This window comes from Mycobacterium sp. 852014-50255_SCH5639931 (assembly GCF_001665605.1).
GTDB classification, from domain to species: domain Bacteria; phylum Actinomycetota; class Actinomycetes; order Mycobacteriales; family Mycobacteriaceae; genus Mycobacterium; species Mycobacterium paraffinicum.
Genome location: NZ_LZSV01000034.1, coordinates 1 through 18,985, shown reverse-complemented (window position 1 = coordinate 18,985; position 18,985 = coordinate 1). Strand labels below are relative to the sequence as shown.

The 18,985-nt window shown below is 64.6% G+C and carries 18 protein-coding genes; 13 read left to right on the top strand and 5 right to left on the bottom strand.

The features are described 5' to 3' along the window. Positions 1 to 277 precede the first annotated feature (277 nt). Together A5758_RS19650 and A5758_RS19645 are read left to right on the top strand one after the other, a co-directional pair. The gene (locus tag A5758_RS19650; RefSeq protein ID WP_067207230.1) at positions 278 to 694 is read left to right on the top strand and encodes an MmpS family transport accessory protein; all 417 of its coding nucleotides are present in this window, start codon (positions 278 to 280) and stop codon (positions 692 to 694) included. After that, on the top strand, positions 691 to 3,606 hold the full coding sequence (locus A5758_RS19645) for an RND family transporter (RefSeq protein WP_067207183.1): 2,916 nt from the start codon (positions 691 to 693) through the stop codon (positions 3,604 to 3,606). Before A5758_RS19650 ends, A5758_RS19645 begins: the two co-directional genes overlap by 4 nt. Here A5758_RS19645 and A5758_RS19640 read toward each other — a convergent pair. From A5758_RS19640 to A5758_RS19625, 4 genes are all read right to left on the bottom strand, one after another. Beyond that, complete coding sequence (locus A5758_RS19640) at positions 3,599 to 4,381, bottom strand: SDR family oxidoreductase (RefSeq protein WP_067743385.1); 783 nt, start codon at positions 4,379 to 4,381, stop codon at positions 3,599 to 3,601. The two genes, A5758_RS19645 and A5758_RS19640, sit on opposite strands and share 8 nt — an antisense overlap. Before the next feature lie 68 nt (positions 4,382 to 4,449). After that, positions 4,450 to 5,316 (bottom strand): hypothetical protein, encoded by an 867-nt coding sequence (locus A5758_RS19635; protein ID WP_067743383.1) that lies wholly within the window; start codon positions 5,314 to 5,316, stop codon positions 4,450 to 4,452. A 12-nt stretch (positions 5,317 to 5,328) separates the two neighbouring features. Beyond that, positions 5,329 to 6,558 (bottom strand): acyl-CoA dehydrogenase family protein, encoded by a 1,230-nt coding sequence (locus A5758_RS19630; protein WP_067743877.1) that lies wholly within the window; start codon positions 6,556 to 6,558, stop codon positions 5,329 to 5,331. Positions 6,559 to 6,637: 79 nt separating this feature from the next. Next, positions 6,638 to 7,015 carry a DUF1801 domain-containing protein gene (locus A5758_RS19625; RefSeq protein ID WP_067207176.1) on the bottom strand — a complete coding sequence of 126 codons (378 nt, stop codon included), beginning with the start codon at positions 7,013 to 7,015 and terminating at the stop codon, positions 6,638 to 6,640. 82 nt (positions 7,016 to 7,097) lie between these two features. Here A5758_RS19625 and A5758_RS19620 point away from each other — a divergent pair, with 82 nt between their 5' ends. The 3 genes from A5758_RS19620 (at position 7,098) to A5758_RS19610 (ending at position 9,605) form a co-directional block, all read left to right on the top strand. Further along, positions 7,098 to 7,904 carry an acyl-CoA thioesterase II gene (locus tag A5758_RS19620; RefSeq protein ID WP_067743380.1) on the top strand — a complete coding sequence of 269 codons (807 nt, stop codon included), beginning with the start codon at positions 7,098 to 7,100 and terminating at the stop codon, positions 7,902 to 7,904. A gap of 62 nt (positions 7,905 to 7,966) precedes the next feature. Continuing rightward, complete coding sequence (locus A5758_RS19615; protein WP_067743376.1) at positions 7,967 to 8,497, top strand: nuclear transport factor 2 family protein; 531 nt, start codon at positions 7,967 to 7,969, stop codon at positions 8,495 to 8,497. A gap of 7 nt (positions 8,498 to 8,504) precedes the next feature. Further along, positions 8,505 to 9,605, top strand: a complete 1,101-nt coding sequence (locus tag A5758_RS19610) for an NAD(P)-dependent oxidoreductase (protein ID WP_067743373.1) — start codon at positions 8,505 to 8,507, stop codon at positions 9,603 to 9,605. 58 nt (positions 9,606 to 9,663) lie between these two features. Here A5758_RS19610 and A5758_RS19605 read toward each other — a convergent pair whose 3' ends face one another. Next, complete coding sequence (locus A5758_RS19605) at positions 9,664 to 10,635, bottom strand: aldo/keto reductase (protein WP_067743370.1); 972 nt, start codon at positions 10,633 to 10,635, stop codon at positions 9,664 to 9,666. 83 nt (positions 10,636 to 10,718) lie between these two features. On the opposite strand from A5758_RS19605, the gene A5758_RS19600 reads away from it, so the two are divergent. The 8 genes from A5758_RS19600 to A5758_RS19565 all read left to right on the top strand — a co-directional run. After that, positions 10,719 to 12,053 carry an acyltransferase gene (locus A5758_RS19600; protein ID WP_067743367.1) on the top strand — a complete coding sequence of 445 codons (1,335 nt, stop codon included), beginning with the start codon at positions 10,719 to 10,721 and terminating at the stop codon, positions 12,051 to 12,053. A 174-nt stretch (positions 12,054 to 12,227) separates the two neighbouring features. Beyond that, positions 12,228 to 12,533, top strand: a complete 306-nt coding sequence (locus A5758_RS19595) for a hypothetical protein (protein WP_067743363.1) — start codon at positions 12,228 to 12,230, stop codon at positions 12,531 to 12,533. Positions 12,534 to 12,761: 228 nt separating this feature from the next. After that, a complete protein-coding gene (locus A5758_RS19590) occupies positions 12,762 to 13,430 on the top strand; it encodes a TetR/AcrR family transcriptional regulator (RefSeq protein WP_067743360.1) in 669 nt (222 codons plus the stop codon). A gap of 653 nt (positions 13,431 to 14,083) precedes the next feature. Next, entirely contained in the window at positions 14,084 to 14,797 is a 714-nt protein-coding gene (locus A5758_RS19585; protein ID WP_369806105.1) for an MlaE family ABC transporter permease, read from the top strand. A gap of 1 nt (position 14,798) precedes the next feature. After that, positions 14,799 to 15,668, top strand: coding sequence for an ABC transporter permease (locus A5758_RS19580; protein ID WP_066948763.1), 870 nt, complete (start codon positions 14,799 to 14,801; stop codon positions 15,666 to 15,668). A 5-nt stretch (positions 15,669 to 15,673) separates the two neighbouring features. Beyond that, entirely contained in the window at positions 15,674 to 16,981 is a 1,308-nt protein-coding gene (locus tag A5758_RS19575; RefSeq protein ID WP_067207144.1) for an MCE family protein, read from the top strand. Continuing rightward, a complete protein-coding gene (locus tag A5758_RS19570) occupies positions 16,978 to 18,018 on the top strand; it encodes a virulence factor Mce family protein (protein WP_067207142.1) in 1,041 nt (346 codons plus the stop codon). Before A5758_RS19575 ends, A5758_RS19570 begins: the two co-directional genes overlap by 4 nt. Next, positions 18,015 to 18,985: virulence factor Mce family protein (locus tag A5758_RS19565; RefSeq protein WP_156622717.1), on the top strand; the 971-nt coding region annotated here is incomplete at its 3' end. The genes A5758_RS19570 and A5758_RS19565, both read left to right, overlap by 4 nt.

The following is an 18,985-nucleotide window of genomic DNA, read 5'->3' as shown; positions in this document are numbered from 1 at the left end:
AGGTATGCACATTATGTACTATGCTCATCAGGCAGTATCCAAAGACGCTTCATGAAGTAGGTGTCGGTACTGGGGGCGACCGCCGGTGCGCTTGGGCGACCGTTCCAACTACGGGCGATCAAGCGTGCACGCATCATAGTGATCGGCGAGAACCATTGCGGTGCAACGTAAGTCGCGGTCGTGACGCTTCCCTGCCCATGAGCTGGTGCACAGGTCACACTGACGCTGACCGATGACGGCGGCCTGATGGGGAAGGGAACCACCTGAGGTGAAGGTTGTGCGCAACGCGTGGTTGCCGCTGCTGATCGTCGCGGTCCTGGTGGTCGGCGGCTTCGCCGTGGCCCGCGTGAAGTCGTTCTTCAGCGCCCACGACACGGGCGTCATGACGAGCCCGCGGCTGGATGATTCCAAGCCGTTCAAGCCAAAGGTTGTCAAGTATGAGGTCTTCGGCACGGCCAGCACAGCCAACGTGAATTATCTGGACCTGTCCGCCGACCCGAGACGGGTCGACGGCGCACCCCTGCCTTGGACGCTGGTGCTCAGCACTACCGCCCCCTCGGTCTTTCCGAATCTCTCGGCCCAAAGCGACGGAAATTCCCTCGGTTGTCGCATCACCATCGACGACGAAGTCAAGGCCGAGAACCAAACCAACGGCGTGCACGCCCTGACCTTCTGCTTGGTGAAATCCGCATGAGCGCACACTTCGATGACGCCCGCACCGACACCATTCCCGTCGCCGACGAACCGGTGCGGGAGAAGATTCCGCGGCTCATCCGAACGTTCGCCGTGCCCATCATCCTGGGCTGGATCGCGCTCATCGCGGTGCTCAACGTCGTCGTCCCCCAGCTGGACGAGGTCGGGAAGATGCGTTCGGTGTCGATGGCCCCCGACGATGCGCAGTCGGTCGTCGCGACCAAGCGGATGGGTGCGATCTTCAACGAGTACAAGTCGAACAGCTCCGTGATGATTGTGCTGGAGGGCGAAAAGCCCCTCGGCGCCGACGCGCACGCCTACTACGACCAGATGGTGAAGAAGCTCGACGCGGACACCAAACACGTTGAGCACGTTCAGGATATGTGGAGTGATCCGCTGACCGGGGCGGGCGCCCAGAGCAACGACGGCAAGGCCGCCTACGTCCAGGTCTATCTGGCCGGTAACCAGGGCGAAGCCCTGGCCAACGAATCGGTCGAGTCGGTGCAGAGCATCGTCAAGAGCGTGTCCCCGCCGCACGGGGTGAAGGCCTACGTCACCGGGCCGGCGGCGCTCTCGGCGGATCAGCACACGGCCGGTGACCGCAGCCTGCAGCTCATCACCGCGGCCACGTTCACGGTGATCATCGGGATGCTGCTGCTGGTCTACCGGTCGGTCGTCACCGTCTTGCTCACGTTGGTAATGGTGGTGTTCGAGCTTTCGGCCGCGCGCGGGATGGTTGCTTTCCTGGGCTACTACAAGATCATTGGGCTCTCGACGTTCGCGACGAACCTGTTGGTCACGTTGGCGATCGCGGCCGCGACCGACTATGCGATCTTCCTGATCGGCCGATATCAGGAAGCCCGCGCCGTTGGCGAATCGCGCGAAGACGCGTACTACACCATGTACAAGGGCACGGCGCACGTGGTGCTCGGATCGGGTCTGACCATCGCCGGCGCGACCTTCTGCCTGCACTTCACGAACCTGCCCTACTTCCAGACGCTGGGAATTCCGCTGGCCATCGGCATGGTGGTCGTCGTCGCGGCGGCACTCACGCTTGGGCCCGCGGTCATTTCGGTGGTGACCCGCTTTCGTAAGACGCTCGAACCCAAGCGGACGCAACGCATTCGCGGGTGGCGCAAGGTCGGCGCTCTCGTGGTGCGCTGGCCCGGGCCGATCCTGGTCGTGACGATCGGGATCGCGCTCATCGGGTTGCTGACCCTGCCCGGATACCGCACCAACTACAACGACCGCAACTACTTGCCCACCGACCTACCCGCCAACGAGGGTTACGCGGCCGCGGATCGGCACTTCTCCCAGGCGCGGATGAATCCCGAAGTGCTGATGATCGAAAGCGACCACGACCTACGGAACTCCGCGGACTTCCTGGTCATCGACAAGATCGCCAAGACGGTCTTCCGGGTGCCGGGAATCGGTCGCGTGCAGGCCATCACCCGGCCGCAGGGCACGCCGATCGAGCACACCTCGATACCCTTCCAGATCAGCATGCAGGGCGTCACCCAGCAGATGAACCAGAAGTACCAGGAAGACCAGATGGCCGACATGCTGCACCAGGCCGACATGATGCAGACGACCATCGACAGCATGGAAAAGATGTCGAGCATCACCGCGCAGATGGCCAACGACATGCACCAGATGGTCAAGAAGATGCACGACATGACCATCGACATCAACGAATTGCGCCAGCACATGGCCGATTTCGAGGACTTCTTCCGGCCCATCCGCAGCTATCTCTACTGGGAACGGCACTGCTACGACATTCCGGTGTGCTGGTCGCTGCGTTCGGTGTTCGACGGTCTGGACGGCATCGACATCATGACCGACGACATCGAGAGCCTGCTGCCCATCATGGACCATCTCGACACGCTGATGCCCCAGATGGTGGCGCTGATGCCGTCGATGATCGAGAACATGAAGGCCATGAAAACCACCATGCTGACCATGTATTCGACCCAGAAGGGTCTGCAGGATCAGCAGAACGAGGCGCAGAAGAACTCCAACGCCATGGGTAAGGCGTTCGATGCGTCGAAGAACGACGACTCGTTCTACCTGCCGCCGGAGACCTTCAACAACGCTGAGTTCAAGAAGGGGATGAAGAACTTCATCTCCCCCGACGGCCATGCCGTGCGCTTCATCATCAGCCATGACGGCGATCCGATGTCGCAGGAAGGCATTTCGCACATCGGCGCCATCAAGAAGGCCGCCTACGAATCGCTCAAGGGCACGCCGCTGGAGGGCTCCAAGATCTATCTGGCGGGCACCGCGTCGATCTACAAAGACCTCAGCGACGGCAACACCTATGACCTGTTGATCGCCGGGATCTCTTCGCTGTGCTTGATTTTCATCATCATGCTGCTCATCACCCGCGGCGTGGTGGCGTCGGCCGTCATCGTGGGCACCGTCTTGCTCTCGCTGGGCGCGTCGTTCGGCCTGTCGGTATTGATCTGGCAGCACCTCATCGGCATCGAGCTGCACTGGATGGTGCTCGCGATGTCGGTGATTATCCTGCTTGCCGTGGGCGCGGACTACAACTTGTTGTTGGTGGCACGGTTCAAGGAGGAGATCCACGCCGGCCTGAACACCGGGATCATCCGTTCGATGGGCGGCACCGGCTCGGTCGTCACCTCGGCGGGCCTGGTGTTCGCCTTCACGATGATGACGATGGCGGTCAGCGAGCTGACGGTCATCGGCCAGGTCGGTACCACCATCGGATTGGGTCTGTTGTTCGACACCCTGATCGTCCGGTCGCTGATGACGCCGTCGATCGCCGCGCTGCTGGGCAAGTGGTTCTGGTGGCCGCAGCGTGTGCGGCAACGTCCGATTCCTTCCCCGTGGCCCAAGCCAAGCGAAGAGAAGGCGGCCGAGGAAACCGAATCGCTAGCTCCCGCTAGGTAACCCAGTCCGGCTGCCCGGCGGTGTCGACCGCGGAGAAGTCCTTGTGGCCCAGGCCGGCGGTGGTGCCGCCGTCGACGACGAACTCCGAGCCGGTCGAATAGCTCGACTCGTCGCTGGCCAGGTAGACGACGAGGTTCGAGACCTCCTTGGGCTGGGCGATGCGGCCCAGCGCCGTCTGGAAGATGTCCTCGGGAACCCACTCGGTCATCGGCGTCTTGATGAGCCCGGGATGGATCGAATTCACCCGGATCCCGCTGGGCCCGAGCTCTAGTGCCGCCGACTTGGTCAGGCCGCGGACGGCGAACTTGGTGGCGGTGTACCCATGGCAGGCGATGGTGCCGGCGATCCCCTCAATAGAGGAGATGTTGATGATCGATCCCCGCCCGGCTTCCTTCATGGGCTTCACCACGGCGCGGATGCCGAGGAACACACCCGTCAGGTTGATGTCGAGGATGCGCTGCCACTCCGAGATCGCGTAGTCCTCGAAGGTGCCGATGTTGATGATGCCGGCGTTGTTGACGAGGATGTCGATGCCGCCGAACTCACTGACGGCGGCGGCCACGGCGGCGTCCCAATCCTCGGGCATCGTCACGTCGAGGTGCAGGTAGCGAGTTGCGTCTCCGACCTCGGCGGCGACCGCCTTGCCCTCGTCATCGAGGATGTCACCGAACACCACCTTGGCCCCCTCGGCCACCAGCGTCCGCACATGCGAGGCGCCCATTCCCCGCGCGCCCCCGCTGATGAGCGCGACCTTCCCGGCCAACCGTTCTGCCACCGCGATTCTCCTGTCGTGTGAGTCTTTAGCACCATACAGACGCGGACAGATGTATGACCAGGGTTGAGTCAGCCCACGATGTCGAAGATCGCCGCGGCGGAGGTGACGGCCTTGTCCGCGTTCCCCTCGTCGTGCAGCAGCATGCGCACGCCGACGCGTCCGGGGCCGCCGGGATGTGCGGTGCCCTCGACGCGGAAGGGCCCGACCTTGCCGCGGGACATGAACATGACGTGCCAGCTGACCACCTGCAGCCTTCGCGTGCCGGCCACCTCGGCGGCAAGGTCGATAGCAGCGGTTTCGAGGACGACGTGTTGCGGGCCGATGTGCAGCGCGGCGTCCGGGGAAGCGAGTTCGGTACTGAGCTCGGGCAGTACCCAATGGCCGTCGCCACGCCTGCCGGCACCGAACGCCTGCCACAGCGGCGGCAGGCCCGGCGAATCCTCGATCACCAGTTCGGTACCCGAAACGTCCATCCGGTCAAGGCCTTCCGGCGGGATGCCGATGATCGCTCCCTGCCCCTCGTTGAAGGCAATCACCCGATCCGGGTTGTCGGCGTCGACGATCTTGCATCGCCCGTAGCCCATGGTGCGGCCCTGGTGCACGATGCCGGAGTCGACGATCTCGACCCGGCTGACGTCATAGCCGGGGTCGACGATCTGTACCGACGCGATGACCGGGTTGGGCACCGCGACCATGTCGGTCTGGCAGCCCTCCGGGGAAGAAATGGCCAATGGCGCCACCATAATTCCCCCGGCCTCGTTGCGCATGTCGCGGCGGATGGTGACGGTGTCGTCGACCTCCCCGAGGTCCATCGACGAGTGTTTGCGGCCGATGTAGCGGTAACTGAGCAGACCGGTCCAGCGCCGGTACAGTTCGTCCCGGTAGGCCTCGGAGTCTCCCGCCAGCTCTCGGATGTCGCGGAGTCGGTCGCTCAATTCCCGCCCCCCTCAGGCCTTTCCGTGCCGCACCTGGTTGAACGGCACGCCGCGGTCGGCGGCGTACTCGCGCGGGAAGTTCAGCACCCGCTCGCCGATCACGTTGCGCGCCATCTCCGTGGTCCCGCCGCCGATGCTGGCGATCTGACGGCCCAGGTAGCGGGTGCCGATGTCGAGCAGTCCCGCCTCGTCGTCGACCACGGCCGCCGGCCCGGCGACGGCCAACGCGGTGTCGTTTTCGACGTCGTGCACTTCGGCCATGGACAGCCGGATGATCGATCCCGCGGGGGGTGGCAGGGATCCCTTGGTCACGGCGTGGAAAACGTGCTCGCTGAGTTGTCCGTGCACGGACCGATGAACCAAGGCCCTACCCACCATCTCGCGGACTCGTTCGCTGCCGGCCTGGTTCGTCTTCTCGACCAAGGACAGCAGGTCAACCGAAATGTCTTCAGCCTCAGCGATTCCCGGCCCGCTGGTGAACTCCGATCCGTCACCCATTGCGCGGCGCTCGTGGTAGAGCTGGCGCGACGCGACGTCCCATCCCTTCCCCGGCTCCCCCACCACGGCGTCGTCACCGAGGTCGACGTCGTCGAAGAACTCCTCGCAGAACTCGACCGAGCCGTTCACCTGCGTGATGCGGTTGATCGTGACACCGGGATGCCGGAGCGGTACCAGGAACATCGTCAGCCCTTCGTGCTTGGGCACGCTCCAGTCGGTCCGGGCCAGGCACAGACCGTAGTCGGCGGCGAACGCCCACGTGCTCCACGTCTTGGCGCCGTTGAGGATCCATCGCCCGTCCCGGCGTTCGGCGCGGGTGAGGACGCCCGCAAGGTCCGACCCCCCGCTGGGTTCCGACAGCAGCTGCACCAGCACTTCGTCGCCGCGCAGCGCGGCCGCGATGTGCGTGCGCTTCTGCTCCTCGCTGCCCATGTCGAGGATCGTCGCGCAGCAGATGGCGAAGGACGGAACGTTGAGCATGAGCGGCGTCTCGTAGGCCAGGGCCTCGGCGTCGAACGCCTTTTTGTGCTCGTAGCCCAGACCGAGGCCGCCGTACTCGCGCGGGAAGCAGATGCCGGCGAATCCTCCGTCGTACAACTTCTTTTGCAGTTCGCGGGCGCGCCGCCAGGACGACAGTTCGTCGCGCTGCAGGACCATCGCGTCGCCGGAATCCAGCCGCGGGAGGTTGTCGGCCAGCCAGGCCTTGGCCCGCCTCCGGAAGTCTTCGACCGACTCGGGCGTCACCGGATGGCCTCCCATTCGAGCGTCGACCTTGTGCTGGGCGACTGTACAGCACCGCTCCCGCGGCTGTACAGGTTGGCGCCTACGACCGGTTCAGCTCCACCGCGGAGCGGATCAACGCTTTTAATGCCTCTTCGTCGACCTTGTCGCCCTGGTGGAAGTCGATCGCGCGCCTGGTGTTGCCATCGAGACTGGAGTTGAACAGCCCCGAAGGATCCTTCAGCGAGGCGCCCTTGGCGAAGGTCATCTTCACGACGTTCTTGTAGGTCTCGCCCGTACAGATCATCCCGTCGTGATACCAGACCGGAACACCTCGCCACTTCCAGTCCTCGACCACGTGCGGATCGGCGTCCTTGATGAGTTCCCTGATGCGGGCCAGCATCTCGCCGCGCCAATCCCCTAACTCCTTGATCCTGGCGTCGATCAGTTCAGCGGGAGATTTGTCCTGGGAGTTGGCCATCCTGACTCGCCTTTCCGATGGGTCGCTCGACCGCCCCGTGTCCGACGCCGGGGTCGAAGGCCCGTAGTCTGCAGTACTCAGCATGACCGATACACATCCCTTCGACGACGCCATCCGGCTGGAGACCGTCGACGCCCACACCAGGCGCGGCCGAACCCATCCGGAATGGGCCAACATGGTGGGGCCCTTCGGCGGGATCACGGCCGCGGTCATGCTGCGCGCCGTCGAATCGCACCCCGACCGGATCGGCCAGCCGCTCGCGTTGACGGTCAACTACGCCGCCCCCATCGCCGACGGCGAGTTCGACATTTCACTGCGGGCGGCACGCACCAACCGCTCCAACCAGCACTGGATCGTCGAACTCAGCCAGGACGGCGACGTCAAGACCACGGCAACGGCGCTATTCGCCGTCCGCCGCGACGGTTGGGCCGATACCGAAAGCCGCCCACCGAGCGCGCCGGACCCCGAGCAGCTGCCCGCTACCGATCCGGGCCTCGTTCGCTGGACGAACCTGTACGACATGCGGTTCGCCGAAGGCCCCATGCCCGGCAAAGACGGGCAGCCGAGCCCCTCGTCGACGACCACCTTGTGGGTGCGCGACGCCGCGCGACGCCCGGTCGACTACACAGTGCTGGCCGCGCTGTCGGATGCCTTCTACCCGCGGGTGTTCCTACGACGCGGCGGCTTCGTCCCGTCGGGAACGATCTCGTTGACGGCGTACTTCCACGCCGATCAGGACGAACTCGACCGGGTGGGGAACGACTTCGTCCTGTGCAGCGCGCACGCCAATCGCTTCACCCGCGGCTACTTCGACCAGAGCGCACAGCTGTGGACACGAGATGGCACCCTGCTGGTCACCACCCATCAGGTCGTCTACTTCAAAGGCTGAGAGGTTTACACTTCGCCAGTGAAACGTCACGCCGGGACGCTGAGGGACGGGATCGAGCCGCAATGACAGAGCGCGCGGAGGGCGTGGTGGCCGACGCGGACACCGCGACGCTGCTGGCCATCGAATCCATCAAGCAGCTCAAGGCCCGCTATTGCCGGAATCTCGACAGCAAGGACTGGGCGGCTTGGCGCACCGTCTTCACCGATGACTTCGTCAGCGACACAGCGGAGGCCGGCGGCAAGGTGATCGAGGGCGCGGACGACTTCGTGGCGTTCACGCGCAAGGCGCTCGGGCGGCCGACGCAGGCCACGGCGCACCAGGTGCATGCCCCCGAAATCGCGCTCACGTCGGCGACGACCGCGCGCGGAGTGTGGGCCCTGCAAGACGTCGTCCGGTTCGGACCCGGGGTGACGTTGGTGGGCTACGGGCACTACCACGAGACCTACGAGAAGATCGGCGGACAGTGGTTCATCAAGAGCTCCAAACTAACTCGGCTGCGAGAGGATATCGTCACTCCCGTGTTTTCTCTCTATGTCTCCGACCGAATCCGCCGGGCGATCGGCCGGGTCGCCCACGGGCTGATCGGACAGTGATAAGGCCATGACCGCCTCCACTGTTCTGGTCACCGGCGCCTTCGGACAGGTCGGCAAGCGTTGCACGCAGACCCTGCTCGAGCGGGGACGCGCTGTCATCGCGATGGATCTGCGCAACGACAACACCGTCGCCGTCGAAAAAGAACTGGCCGCCGGCCGCCACCCCGGGACGCTGATTCCGGCCTATACCGACCTTCTGGACGCCGAGGCGGTGCGTGATCTCGTCGCGGCCCATCGGCCCGAAGCGGTCGTTCACCTCGCCGCGATCGTGTCCCCGCTCTCGTATCGCAGACCGGCGCTGGCCCGCAAGGTGAACGTGGGCGGCACCGAGAATCTTTTGGCGGCGTGCGCCGCACTCCCCCGCCCGCCCCTGTTCCTGATGGCGTCCAGCGCCGCGGTGTACGGATCGCGCAACCCCTACCGCCAGCCGGAGCGGATCACCCCGGACACCCCGGTGAACCCGATCGATCAATACGGTCAGGACAAAGTGCTCGCCGAGGCGGCGATCCGCGCCAGCGGCCTGCCGTTCGCGCTCTTCCGCCTGGGCGGGGTCATCTCGCCGGACACGCACACGGCGGTCAACGGCGACTCCCTGCTCCTGATGCGGTCGATGCCGGGCGACAACCGCATGCACGCGGTGGACGCCCGCGACGTGGCGCTTGCTTTCGCCAACGGTGTTGATCGGGAAGCGACCATCGCGGGCAAGGTGATACTGATCGGCGGCAACGAGTCGTACGTGCTCACGCAACGCGAGCTCGAGGACGGCCTGATGGAAGCCGTCGGCCTGGGTGGGCTTGGCCCGTCGGCCAGCCTGCCCGGCGATCCCGCCGACGACCGCGGCTGGAGCTTCACCGGCTGGTACGACACGACCGAAGCGCAGGCGCTGCTCGACTTTCAGGAGCACGACTGGTCCGAGACCCTGGGCTGGATCGCCGAGACGCAGGGCCCGACGCGGACCGTGGTGCGACTGCTGAGCCCGATCTTGCGCCCGGTCTTGCGTGCCGTCCTGATGGTGCAGCGCCGGCTCGAGGGACGCGGGCCCTACGCCGACCCGTGGACGCTGATCGAAAAGCATTACGGCACTGCGGCTCTGGCCAGCGCGGACTAGGCAGTCCGCTACGTCCGAAAGCCCTTGCGCCGCAGCATGGCTCGTACGTCGGCGCCCATCATCGGTCGATCCACCCCATCTGCGCTTCGGCGTGATGACCACCCTGAGGTGGGGTGAGTCGGTCGAGCCGGGACAGCTGGTCGGGCGTCAGTTCGACCGCGTCGGCACTGACGTTTTCCTCGAGTCGCGTCACGCGCTTCGTTCCCGGAATCGGCACGATGTCGGAGCCTTTCGCCAACAACCAGGCCAGGGCGACCTGAGCGGGTGTGGCACCGACGTCAGCGCTGATGCTCCGCAGTTCATCCGCGCTTTTCAAGTTGTGCTGGAAGTTCTCGTCGAAGAACCGCGGATTGGTCTTGCGGTAGTCGCTGTCGGGCAACCCCTCGGTGGAGCGAATGGCACCGGTGAGGAAGCCGCGGCCCAACGGTGAGTAGGCGACGAACCCGATCCCCAGTTCGCGCAGCAGCGGCAATATCGCCTCTTCTTGGTCGCGGGTCCAAAGCGAATATTCGGATTGCACGGCGGTGATGGGATGCACGGTGTGGGCGCGCCGGATCGTGTTCACACCGACCTCCGAGAGGCCCACGTGCCGCACCTTCCCGGCAGCGACAAGCTCCGCCAGGGCACCGACCGTGTCTTCGATCGGGGTCTCGCGGTCGAGGCGGTGCTGATAGTAGAGATCGATGTGATCGGCGCCCAGCCTTTGCAGCGAACCGTCCACGGCGATGCGGATGTTGGCCGGGCTACTGTCCGGGCCGGTGCGTCCCGTGTGGGAAATGAGGCCGAACTTGGTGGCCAGCACGACCTGATCGCGCCGCCCCTGCAAGGCACGCGCAAGCAGTTCTTCGTTGACGTAGGGGCCGTAGACCTCGGCGGTGTCGATCAGCGTGACGCCCAGGTCGATGGCGCGATGAACGGTGCGGATCGACTCGGCGTCGTCGCTGCCGGCGCCCGCGTAGGCCACGGACATGCCCATCGCGCCCAGGCCCAGGCGGCCGACCTCCAGGTTGGCGAGCCGAGCTTGCTTCATGGAGTCATTGTGCGCGCAGCGACTTCGCCCCACGGGGCGGGTACCGTTGCGCGAGTGCACCGCATCGATTTTGCCGCGATCCGATGGACGACGTAGAAACCGCGCGACCGGCCCGCAATCTGGCGGTGGACTTCTACCGCGCGTCGGGTGTGGTTCTCATCGTGCTGGGCCACTGGCTTGCCGGTTCGGTGACCTACCATGACGGGCAATTCGGTCGCGAGAACCCGCTGCTCGACATGCCGTGGACGCAATGGCTGACATGGATCTTCCAGGCGGTCCCGGTGTTCTTCTTCGTCGCCGGTTACGCCGGCGCGGTGTCGTGGTCGCACCGCCGCGACGCCGACAGTTTCTCGCGCCAGGACTGGATTCGGCACCGACTGGCTCGGGTGCTGGGACCGACGACGGTGTATGTCGCGCTGGTTTCGTTGGTCGTGGTGGTTCTGCAGGTTCGGCACGTGGCAGGCACGGTGATGGAATACGCGGGTTGGGCCGTCGCCATGCACCTGTGGTTTCTCGCCGTGTACGTGCTGGTGGTGTCACTGACACCGATTGCCGTTGCCGCACATAGGCGTTGGGGTCTCAAGGCGCCGGCGGTGCTGGCCGCGGGCGTCGTGCTGGTCGATGCCGTTTCGCTGGCGGGCCACGTCCCCTATATCGGCTCGCTGAACTACCTGCTGTGCTGGGGCCTGCTCTACCAGCTTGGGATCGCTTGGCACGGTGGGCTGTTGGCCGGCCGCAGACCGATACTGTTGGCGGTCGGTTCGGCCGTCGTTCTGGCGCTGCTGATCCGGGTGGGACCGTATCCGGTCAGCATGATCGGCGTTCCGGGCGAGGCGATCGAGAACACGTCGCCCCCGACGGTGGCGATGACGGCCTTCGCTTGCACGCAAGCGGGGCTGGCCATCGCACTCGCGGCGATGCTCGACCGGGTCCTGCATCACCGCCCGGTGCAGCGCGTGCTGTCCACCGCCAATGCCAACGTGATGGCCCTTTACCTGTGGCACATGATTCCGGTCGTCATCGTCGCGATCGTCGCTTATCCGGCCGGCTTGATACCGCAACCCCACGAGGGTTCGGTGGCGTGGTGGCTGGTTCGGCTGGAGTGGATCGCGATCCTCAGCGTGGTGACGGCGGTCGAGCTGCTGTTGCTTTGGTGGCAGCGGCGGTTCTTCGCGGTTCCGCTGCCCACCTTCGGCCTGCCGCTCGGCGATCGCTTGGCCGAGGCGATCATGTTGACCGGTGCCCTCCTGGCCGCCGTTGGATTGCACTTGTTGGCGCAGGGCGGCTTCGCACCGGACGGGCGTTTCTCGTGGCCGACCGCTGCCGTCTTCGCCGCCGGGGTGGTGCTGGTGGCGGTGCGCCCCAAGACCCCGTCCCGCGTTAGCGGCCACAGCTCGCAGGGGCGCCCGAGCGCTTAGCGGTTTGCCGACAGCCCGGTCACCTCGGGTAAGCGACTTACGACCTCTGGACAGGGGCCGTAGTGCCCTGGGCGGGGTGGTTATTCGGGGAGAAACGTTTCCCCCGAAGGCTCGGATTACTTGAGCAGTTGAGCCTAGGCTAGTAGGAGACACCCTCGCTAAGGGAGTACACAAATGTCACACGCCACGCTCCACACCAGCCAGGTCCCTCAACAGCGCGCACAGGATGCCGAGCTATTGAGGGATTCGGGAGTGCACAAGCTGATCGTCACCGACCGCGACGGCAATTGCTTGGCGTTCCTATTGGCCTGGGACAGCTTCGACTACGACGCCGAAACCGACACCTATGTATGTGTCGTCGACAGCGATGGCAGAGAGCTGATGACCGTGTACACCGCCGGTGAGATCAAACCGACAGCCACGGCCAACACGTATGTGGTAACCGCGCCGGAGAGGTTCGGTGGCCCGAGGGCGCTGTAGCTCCCGCCGGCGACGGAACGGCCTGCTCGTAGCAACGCTATGACACGCCGTTCGGCATAGTGTGTTGAAAGATTCATCGGCCTGATCGCCAGGGGCGCTATTCGGCATGGCGGGTTCTGGCTGCTTCCAAGAGTGTCCGGGGCCCAGTGGCGGAGCCTCAAGGTATCTTGACATCGCGGCGCTTATGATAGACCGTTCGTACGGTTAGTTTGAGCCGAAGGGTGGACGATGCCCCGACCTGGTAGGCGTGGCGAGATATTCGACGCGTTTGTCCGCTATGTCGCCGAACGCGGGTACGACAGAACGAATATGGGCGACATCGCCGACGAGCTTGGCATGTCGAAGGGCACCATCGTTCACCACTTCGGAACCAAAGCGCAGATGTTGCGGGAGCTTGAAGAAACCCACCTCGCCCGCCAACTCGATGCGCTACAGATGGCCTGGGCTCGACTTGCCGCACCGCACGAACGCGTTGCCGCAATCATTTACACCTCCGCACTGCTCCAAGTCATCGCCCGCGACGCGACGGTGGCAAGCCAGCGCGAGGTGGTTCAGCTGTCCGATGACCCGGCGATGCAGCAGGTCCGCAAGTTGCGCCATCAGCTGCAAACGCTGGCGATTGACGAGATCCGCAGCGGAGTCGACAGCGGCGTTTTCCGAAGCGTCGACGTCGAACTCGCGGCACTGCAGCTGTGGGGATCGCTGCAGTGGATGTGGGTGTGGTTCGATCCCGCCGCTTCCCGAACACCCGAGCAAGTCGGGGCCGCGTTCGTCGACGTGTTCCTCGGCGGACTATTACTCGACCGCCTGGGGCTCAGCAAGTGGGCGGACCCGTCCGCCGAGGTCGTCTCGGTGGTGCGCGAATGCCTGGGCGCCGTCACGGGTCCGGCTGCCTGACGCGTAGCCGCGGATACCCCTGCGCGGGGCGGAGATTGGTGCAACACTTGCCGTTTTGATGTGCCCAGCCGTCGGTGGCCGGCGATTGTCGAGGCAAGACGCACCAACGCCGTCACTGTACGATGGGTCGGTTTCGTACGCCTGGCGTTTCTTGCCCACGGCGGCAGGGAACGCGAGGGCAGCCACGCCAAATGGTCAAAGAGCCTGGTAATGGCCAAAATAATTTAGGTAGCGTGCGGTCTCGTGACAAATGCACTCCCAGTGCAGTTCACCCAGGCGTCTCGGGTTATTGACTGACCGTACGGTCTAATGCCATAGTGATGCGTGGCGCAAACTAGGGCGGCATGGAGCCGAAGGGTGGGGTGTGCGAGTGCCGATTCCTCGTCTATCCCGTTTCGTTCGAAACGCTCTGCACTCAAAGGCCTTTCGCTGAACAGCCGCCCTACGAACCGGCGTGCTGATCGCGATCACGGACAGTGCCGCGGTCTCCGGCTAACGACGAGGCGCCGTGCAGTCGAAGAAGCATCGGAGGTGTCGCGGCTCGTTGCATGGCCACGTCAGGGGCGGCGCGGATGACCACCTCGCACTCGGTTGCCAGCAGAGTAGGCAGCAGGATTCGGCCGGGCACCGAAGTGGCGGGCGGGTTCTTCCGCATGTGCGTGTTGACCGGAAAAGCCCTGCGGCAGCCGTTCGAGTGGCGCGAGTTCATCTGGAATGGCTGGTTTCTCATGCGGGTATCCCTGCTGCCGACCATCGCGGTGTCCATCCCGGAAACCGTGCTTCTCATCTTCACGCTCAACCTCCTGCTGGCCGAGATCGGCGCCGCCGACGTCTCCGGTGCCGGTGCCGCGATCGGCGCGGTCACCCAACTCGGCCCGATCGTGACGGTGCTGGTCGTCGCCGGCGCGGGCGGCACCGCTATCTGCGCCGACCTCGGCGCGCGCACCATCCGCGAGGAGATCGATGCGCTCGAGGTGCTCGGCATCGACCCGATCCACCGGCTGGTGGTGCCCCGGGTCGTCGCCTCCACAATCGTCGCGGTGCTGCTCAACGGCCTGGTGGTCGCCGTCGGTCTGGGGGGCGGCTATCTCTTCAGCGTCTACCTGCAGAATGTCTCGAGCGGTGCCTACCTCTCCACGTTGACGGCGCTTACCGGCCTGCCCGAGGTGGTGATCGCGTTTGTCAAGGCCGCGACGTTCGGGCTGATCGCCGGCCTGGTCGGCTGCTATCGGGGGCTGATCGTGCGCGGTGGGTCCAAAGGTTTGGGCACCGCCGTCAACGAGACGGTGGTGCTGTGCTTCATCGCGCTTTTCGCGGTCAACGCAGCGCTGACCACCATCGGCGTCCGGTTCGGGACAGGCCGCTGAGATGTCCACAATTGCAGCACTACGCGTCCGCTTCCCCCGGACATCGGCGTTGGTCATCCGGTACGGGGACGTCCCGTCTCGGCCACTGGTCGAGATCGGGCAGATGGTCTGGTTCGCACTGACCGCAGTCGGGCAGATCCCCTTCGCCATGCACCGCTACCGCAGAGAGTTGCTGCGAATGGTTGCCCAGATGGGGATGGGCACCGGCGCGATGGCCGTGGTCGGTGGTACCGCGGCCATCGTCGGTTTCATCACCCTGTCCGCGGGCTCGCTGGTCGCGATCCAGGGCTACGCGACGCTGGGCAACATCGGTGTCGAGGCATTCACCGGATTCTTGGCCGCACTGGTCAATGTGCGGTTTGTCGCACCGGTAGCCGCCGGTCAGGCGCTGGCCGCCACGGTCGGCGCCGGCGCCACCGCCGAACTGGGCGCCATGCGCATCAGCGAGGAGATCGACGCGCTCGAAGTGATGAGCATCCGGTCGGTCGCCTACCTGGCCTCCACCCGGGTGGTGGCGGGCCTGATCGTCATCATCCCGCTCTACGGGCTGGCGATGACCATGGCTTTCCTGTCCCAGCAGGTCACCACGGTTCTGCTCTACGGGCAGTCGATCGGCACGTACAACCACTACTTCCACACATTCCTGCGCCTCAACGACGTTGGCTGGTCGTTCGCGGAAGTGATCCTGGTTGCGGTGGTCGTGATGACGACCCACTGCTACTACGGCTACACCGCCACCGGCGGGCCGGTCGGCGTCGGTGAAGCGGTCGGCCGGTCGATGCGGCTGTCGTTGATCACGATCGTTGTGGTGGTCGTGCTCACCGCGATGGCGGTCTACGGCAAAACCCCGAACTTCAATCTCACCGTGTAGCCGCCATGACGACCCCGGTAAAGGAGAACCCGAAACGCATTCCGCCGTACAGGACGGCCGCGGTGGTGTTCTTGATGGTCTTCGCGGTGGTACTGGGTGTCGTCTGGTTGCAATTTCGGGGCCGGCTCACGCCGACGACACGCTTGACGATGTTGGCTCCCCGGGCCGGTTTGGTCATGGATCCGGGGTCGAAGGTCACGTACAACGGCGTGGAAATCGGCCGGGTGGCCAGCATTTCGGAGATCGAGCGTGACGGCACACAGGCGGCCAAGTTCGACTTGAACGTGAATCCGAAGTACATCGAGCTGATCCCGGCCAACGTGGACGCCAATATCAAGGCGACCACGGTGTTCGGCAACAAGTATGTGTCGTTGACCTCGCCGAAAAACCCTACGCCGCAACGTATCACACCGCAGCACGTGATTGATGCGAGGTCGGTGACAACGGAGTTCAATACTCTTTTCGAGACCCTCACCTCCATCACGGAGAAGCTGGATCCGGTCAAGGTCAACCTGACGCTGGCCGCAGCCGCGCAGGCGTTGACGGGCTTGGGCGACAAGTTCGGGCAATCGATCGTCAACGCCAACGCCATCCTCGACGACATCAATCCGCAGATGCCGCAGATCCGGCATGACATTCAAGGGCTGGCGGCCCTGGGCGACGTCTACTCCAAGGCCGCACCCGACCTGTTCGACTCTCTCAACAACGCGGTGATCACGGCACGCACGCTGCACCGGCACGAAGCCGACCTGGATGCCGCCTTGTTGGCCGCGGCCGGGTTGGGCAACACCGGCGAAGACATCTTCGCCCGCGGCGGGCCCTACTTTCAGCGGGGAGCCGCCGATCTGGTGCCGACCGCCCAGCTGCTCGACACCTACAGTCCCGAGATCTTCTGCACCATCCGCAATTACTACGACGAAGAACCGGCGGCCTATGCGACGACGGGCGGCGGCAACGGCTACGCGCTCAGAACCATGACCGAGCTGACGTCAGGCTTGGGAGGCATTCTCACGCTCCCGGGATTGGCCGGCACGGCGGCCACCATGGGGCTCCTCGGTCTGGCCGGGCTGGTCGGCGGGGCACCGAATCCCTTTGTGTATCCGGACAATCTGCCGCGGGTGAACGCACGCGGCGGTCCCGGGGGTGCGCCGGGTTGCTGGCAGGCCGTCACCCATGACCTGTGGCCGGCGCCAAGTCTGGTGGTGGACACCGGCGCCAGCCTCGCGCCCTACAACCACTTAGACACCGGCTCACCGTATGCAATCGAGTACGTGTGGGGCCGTCAAGTCGGGGACAACACGATCAACCCATGAAAATCACCGGCTCCGCTATCAAGCTCGGCATCGTCTCGCTGGTGCTGCTGCTGATCACCGTGTCGATCGTCGTGGTGTTCGCTCAGGTGCGCTTCAACAGCACCAACCACTATCACGCGGAGTTCGGGAACGCCACCGGGCTGAAAAACGGCCAGTTCGTCCGCGCCGCTGGAGTGGAGATCGGCAAGGTCAAGGAGGTGCGGCTGATCGAGGGCGGCCAGCGGGTACTGGTGGACTTCGATGTGGACCGCTCGATACCGCTCTACCAGTCGACGACCGCGCAGATCCGTTATCTCAATCTGTTCGCCGACCGCTACTTAGAGCTCAAGCGCGGCGAGGGCGAGGGCGCTGACCGGGTCCTGCCGCCGGGCGGATTCATCCCGCTGTCACGAACCTCGCCGGCGCTGGATCTCGACGCCCTGATCGGTGGTTTCAAGCCATTGTTCCGGGCGCTCGATCCCGACAAGGTCAACACCATCGCGTCGGCCATCATCACCGTGTTTCAGGGCCAGGGCGGCACCATCAACGACATCCTCGACCAGACCGCGCAGGCGACCGCGCATATCGCCGAACGCGACCAGGCGATTGGTGAGGTGATCAAGAACTTGAACACCGTGCTGGACACCACCGTTCGGCATCGCAAGGAATTCGATCAGACCGTCGACAACTTCGAGAGATTGATCACCGGGCTGGAACACCACGCCGACCCGCTGGCCGCCGGCACCGCGAACATCAGCAACGCCGCCGGTACGGTGGCCGACCTACTCGCGGACAACCGCGCTCTGCTGCACAAGGCGATCAACTATCTGCAGGCTCTTCAGCAACCGCTCGTCGACCAACGCGATCAGCTCGGCGATCTGATCCACAAGACGCCGACCGCGCTCAACCTGATCGGACGCAGCATCGGGCTCTATGGCGACTGGGTGAACTTCTACGTCTGCGACCTCACGATCAAGTGGAACGGACTGCAGGCCGGCGGTCCGGTACGCACGGTCCGGATCTGGCAGCAGCCCACCGGTAGGTGCACGCCGCAATGAGAACGCTGACGGAATTCAACCGCAACCGGGTCGGGCTGATGGGCATCACCGTGCTGGTGCTCGTGGTCGCCGTCGGCCAAAGCTTGACCAGTATCCCGATGATCTTCGCCAGCCCGAGTTACTACGGGCAGTTCACCGACACCGGTCAGCTCAACAAGGGCGACAAGGTGCGCATCTCCGGCGTGAATGTCGGAAAGGTGGAGGCGTTCGCTATCGACGGCGACCACGTCGTGATCAAGTTCAACATCGGTCCCAACACCATCGGCAGCGAGAGCCGGCTCGCGATCAAGACCGACACCATCCTGGGTAAGAAGGTGCTCGAGATCGAGCCACGGGGAACCCAGAAGTTGCGGCCCGGGGCCGTGTTGCCACTGGGCCAAAGCACCACGCCATATCAGCTCTACGACGCGAACTTCGACATCACCAAGGCCGCCACCGGCTGGAACATCGACACCGTCAAGCAGTCACTGAATGTCCTGTCGCAGACAATCAATGAGACTTACCCGCATTTGAGTGCCACGCTCGACGGGTTAACCAAATTCTCCGACACCATCGGTAAGCGCGACGAAGAGGTCAAGCACTTACTCGCTCAGGCCCACCAAGTGGCCAGTGTGCTCGGTGACCGCAGCGAACAAATCAACCGGTTGCTGGTCAACGCCAAGACGCTGCTGGCGGCGTTCAACGAACGCGCCCGCGCCATCGGCGTCCTGCTGCAGAACATTTCCGCCTTCTCGGCCGAGGTGCAGGGGTTCATCAACGACAATCCGAACCTCAATCCCGTGCTGGAGCAGTTGCGTGCCATCAGCGACGTGCTGGTGCAACGCAAAGACGACCTGGCTCAAACCCTCACGTATGTCAGCCAATTCGCCGCATCGCTAGGGGAATCCGTCGCGTCGGGACCGTACTTCAAGATCGTCCTGTCCAATCTGCTGCCGTATTGGATCTTGCAGCCGTTCGTCGACGCCGC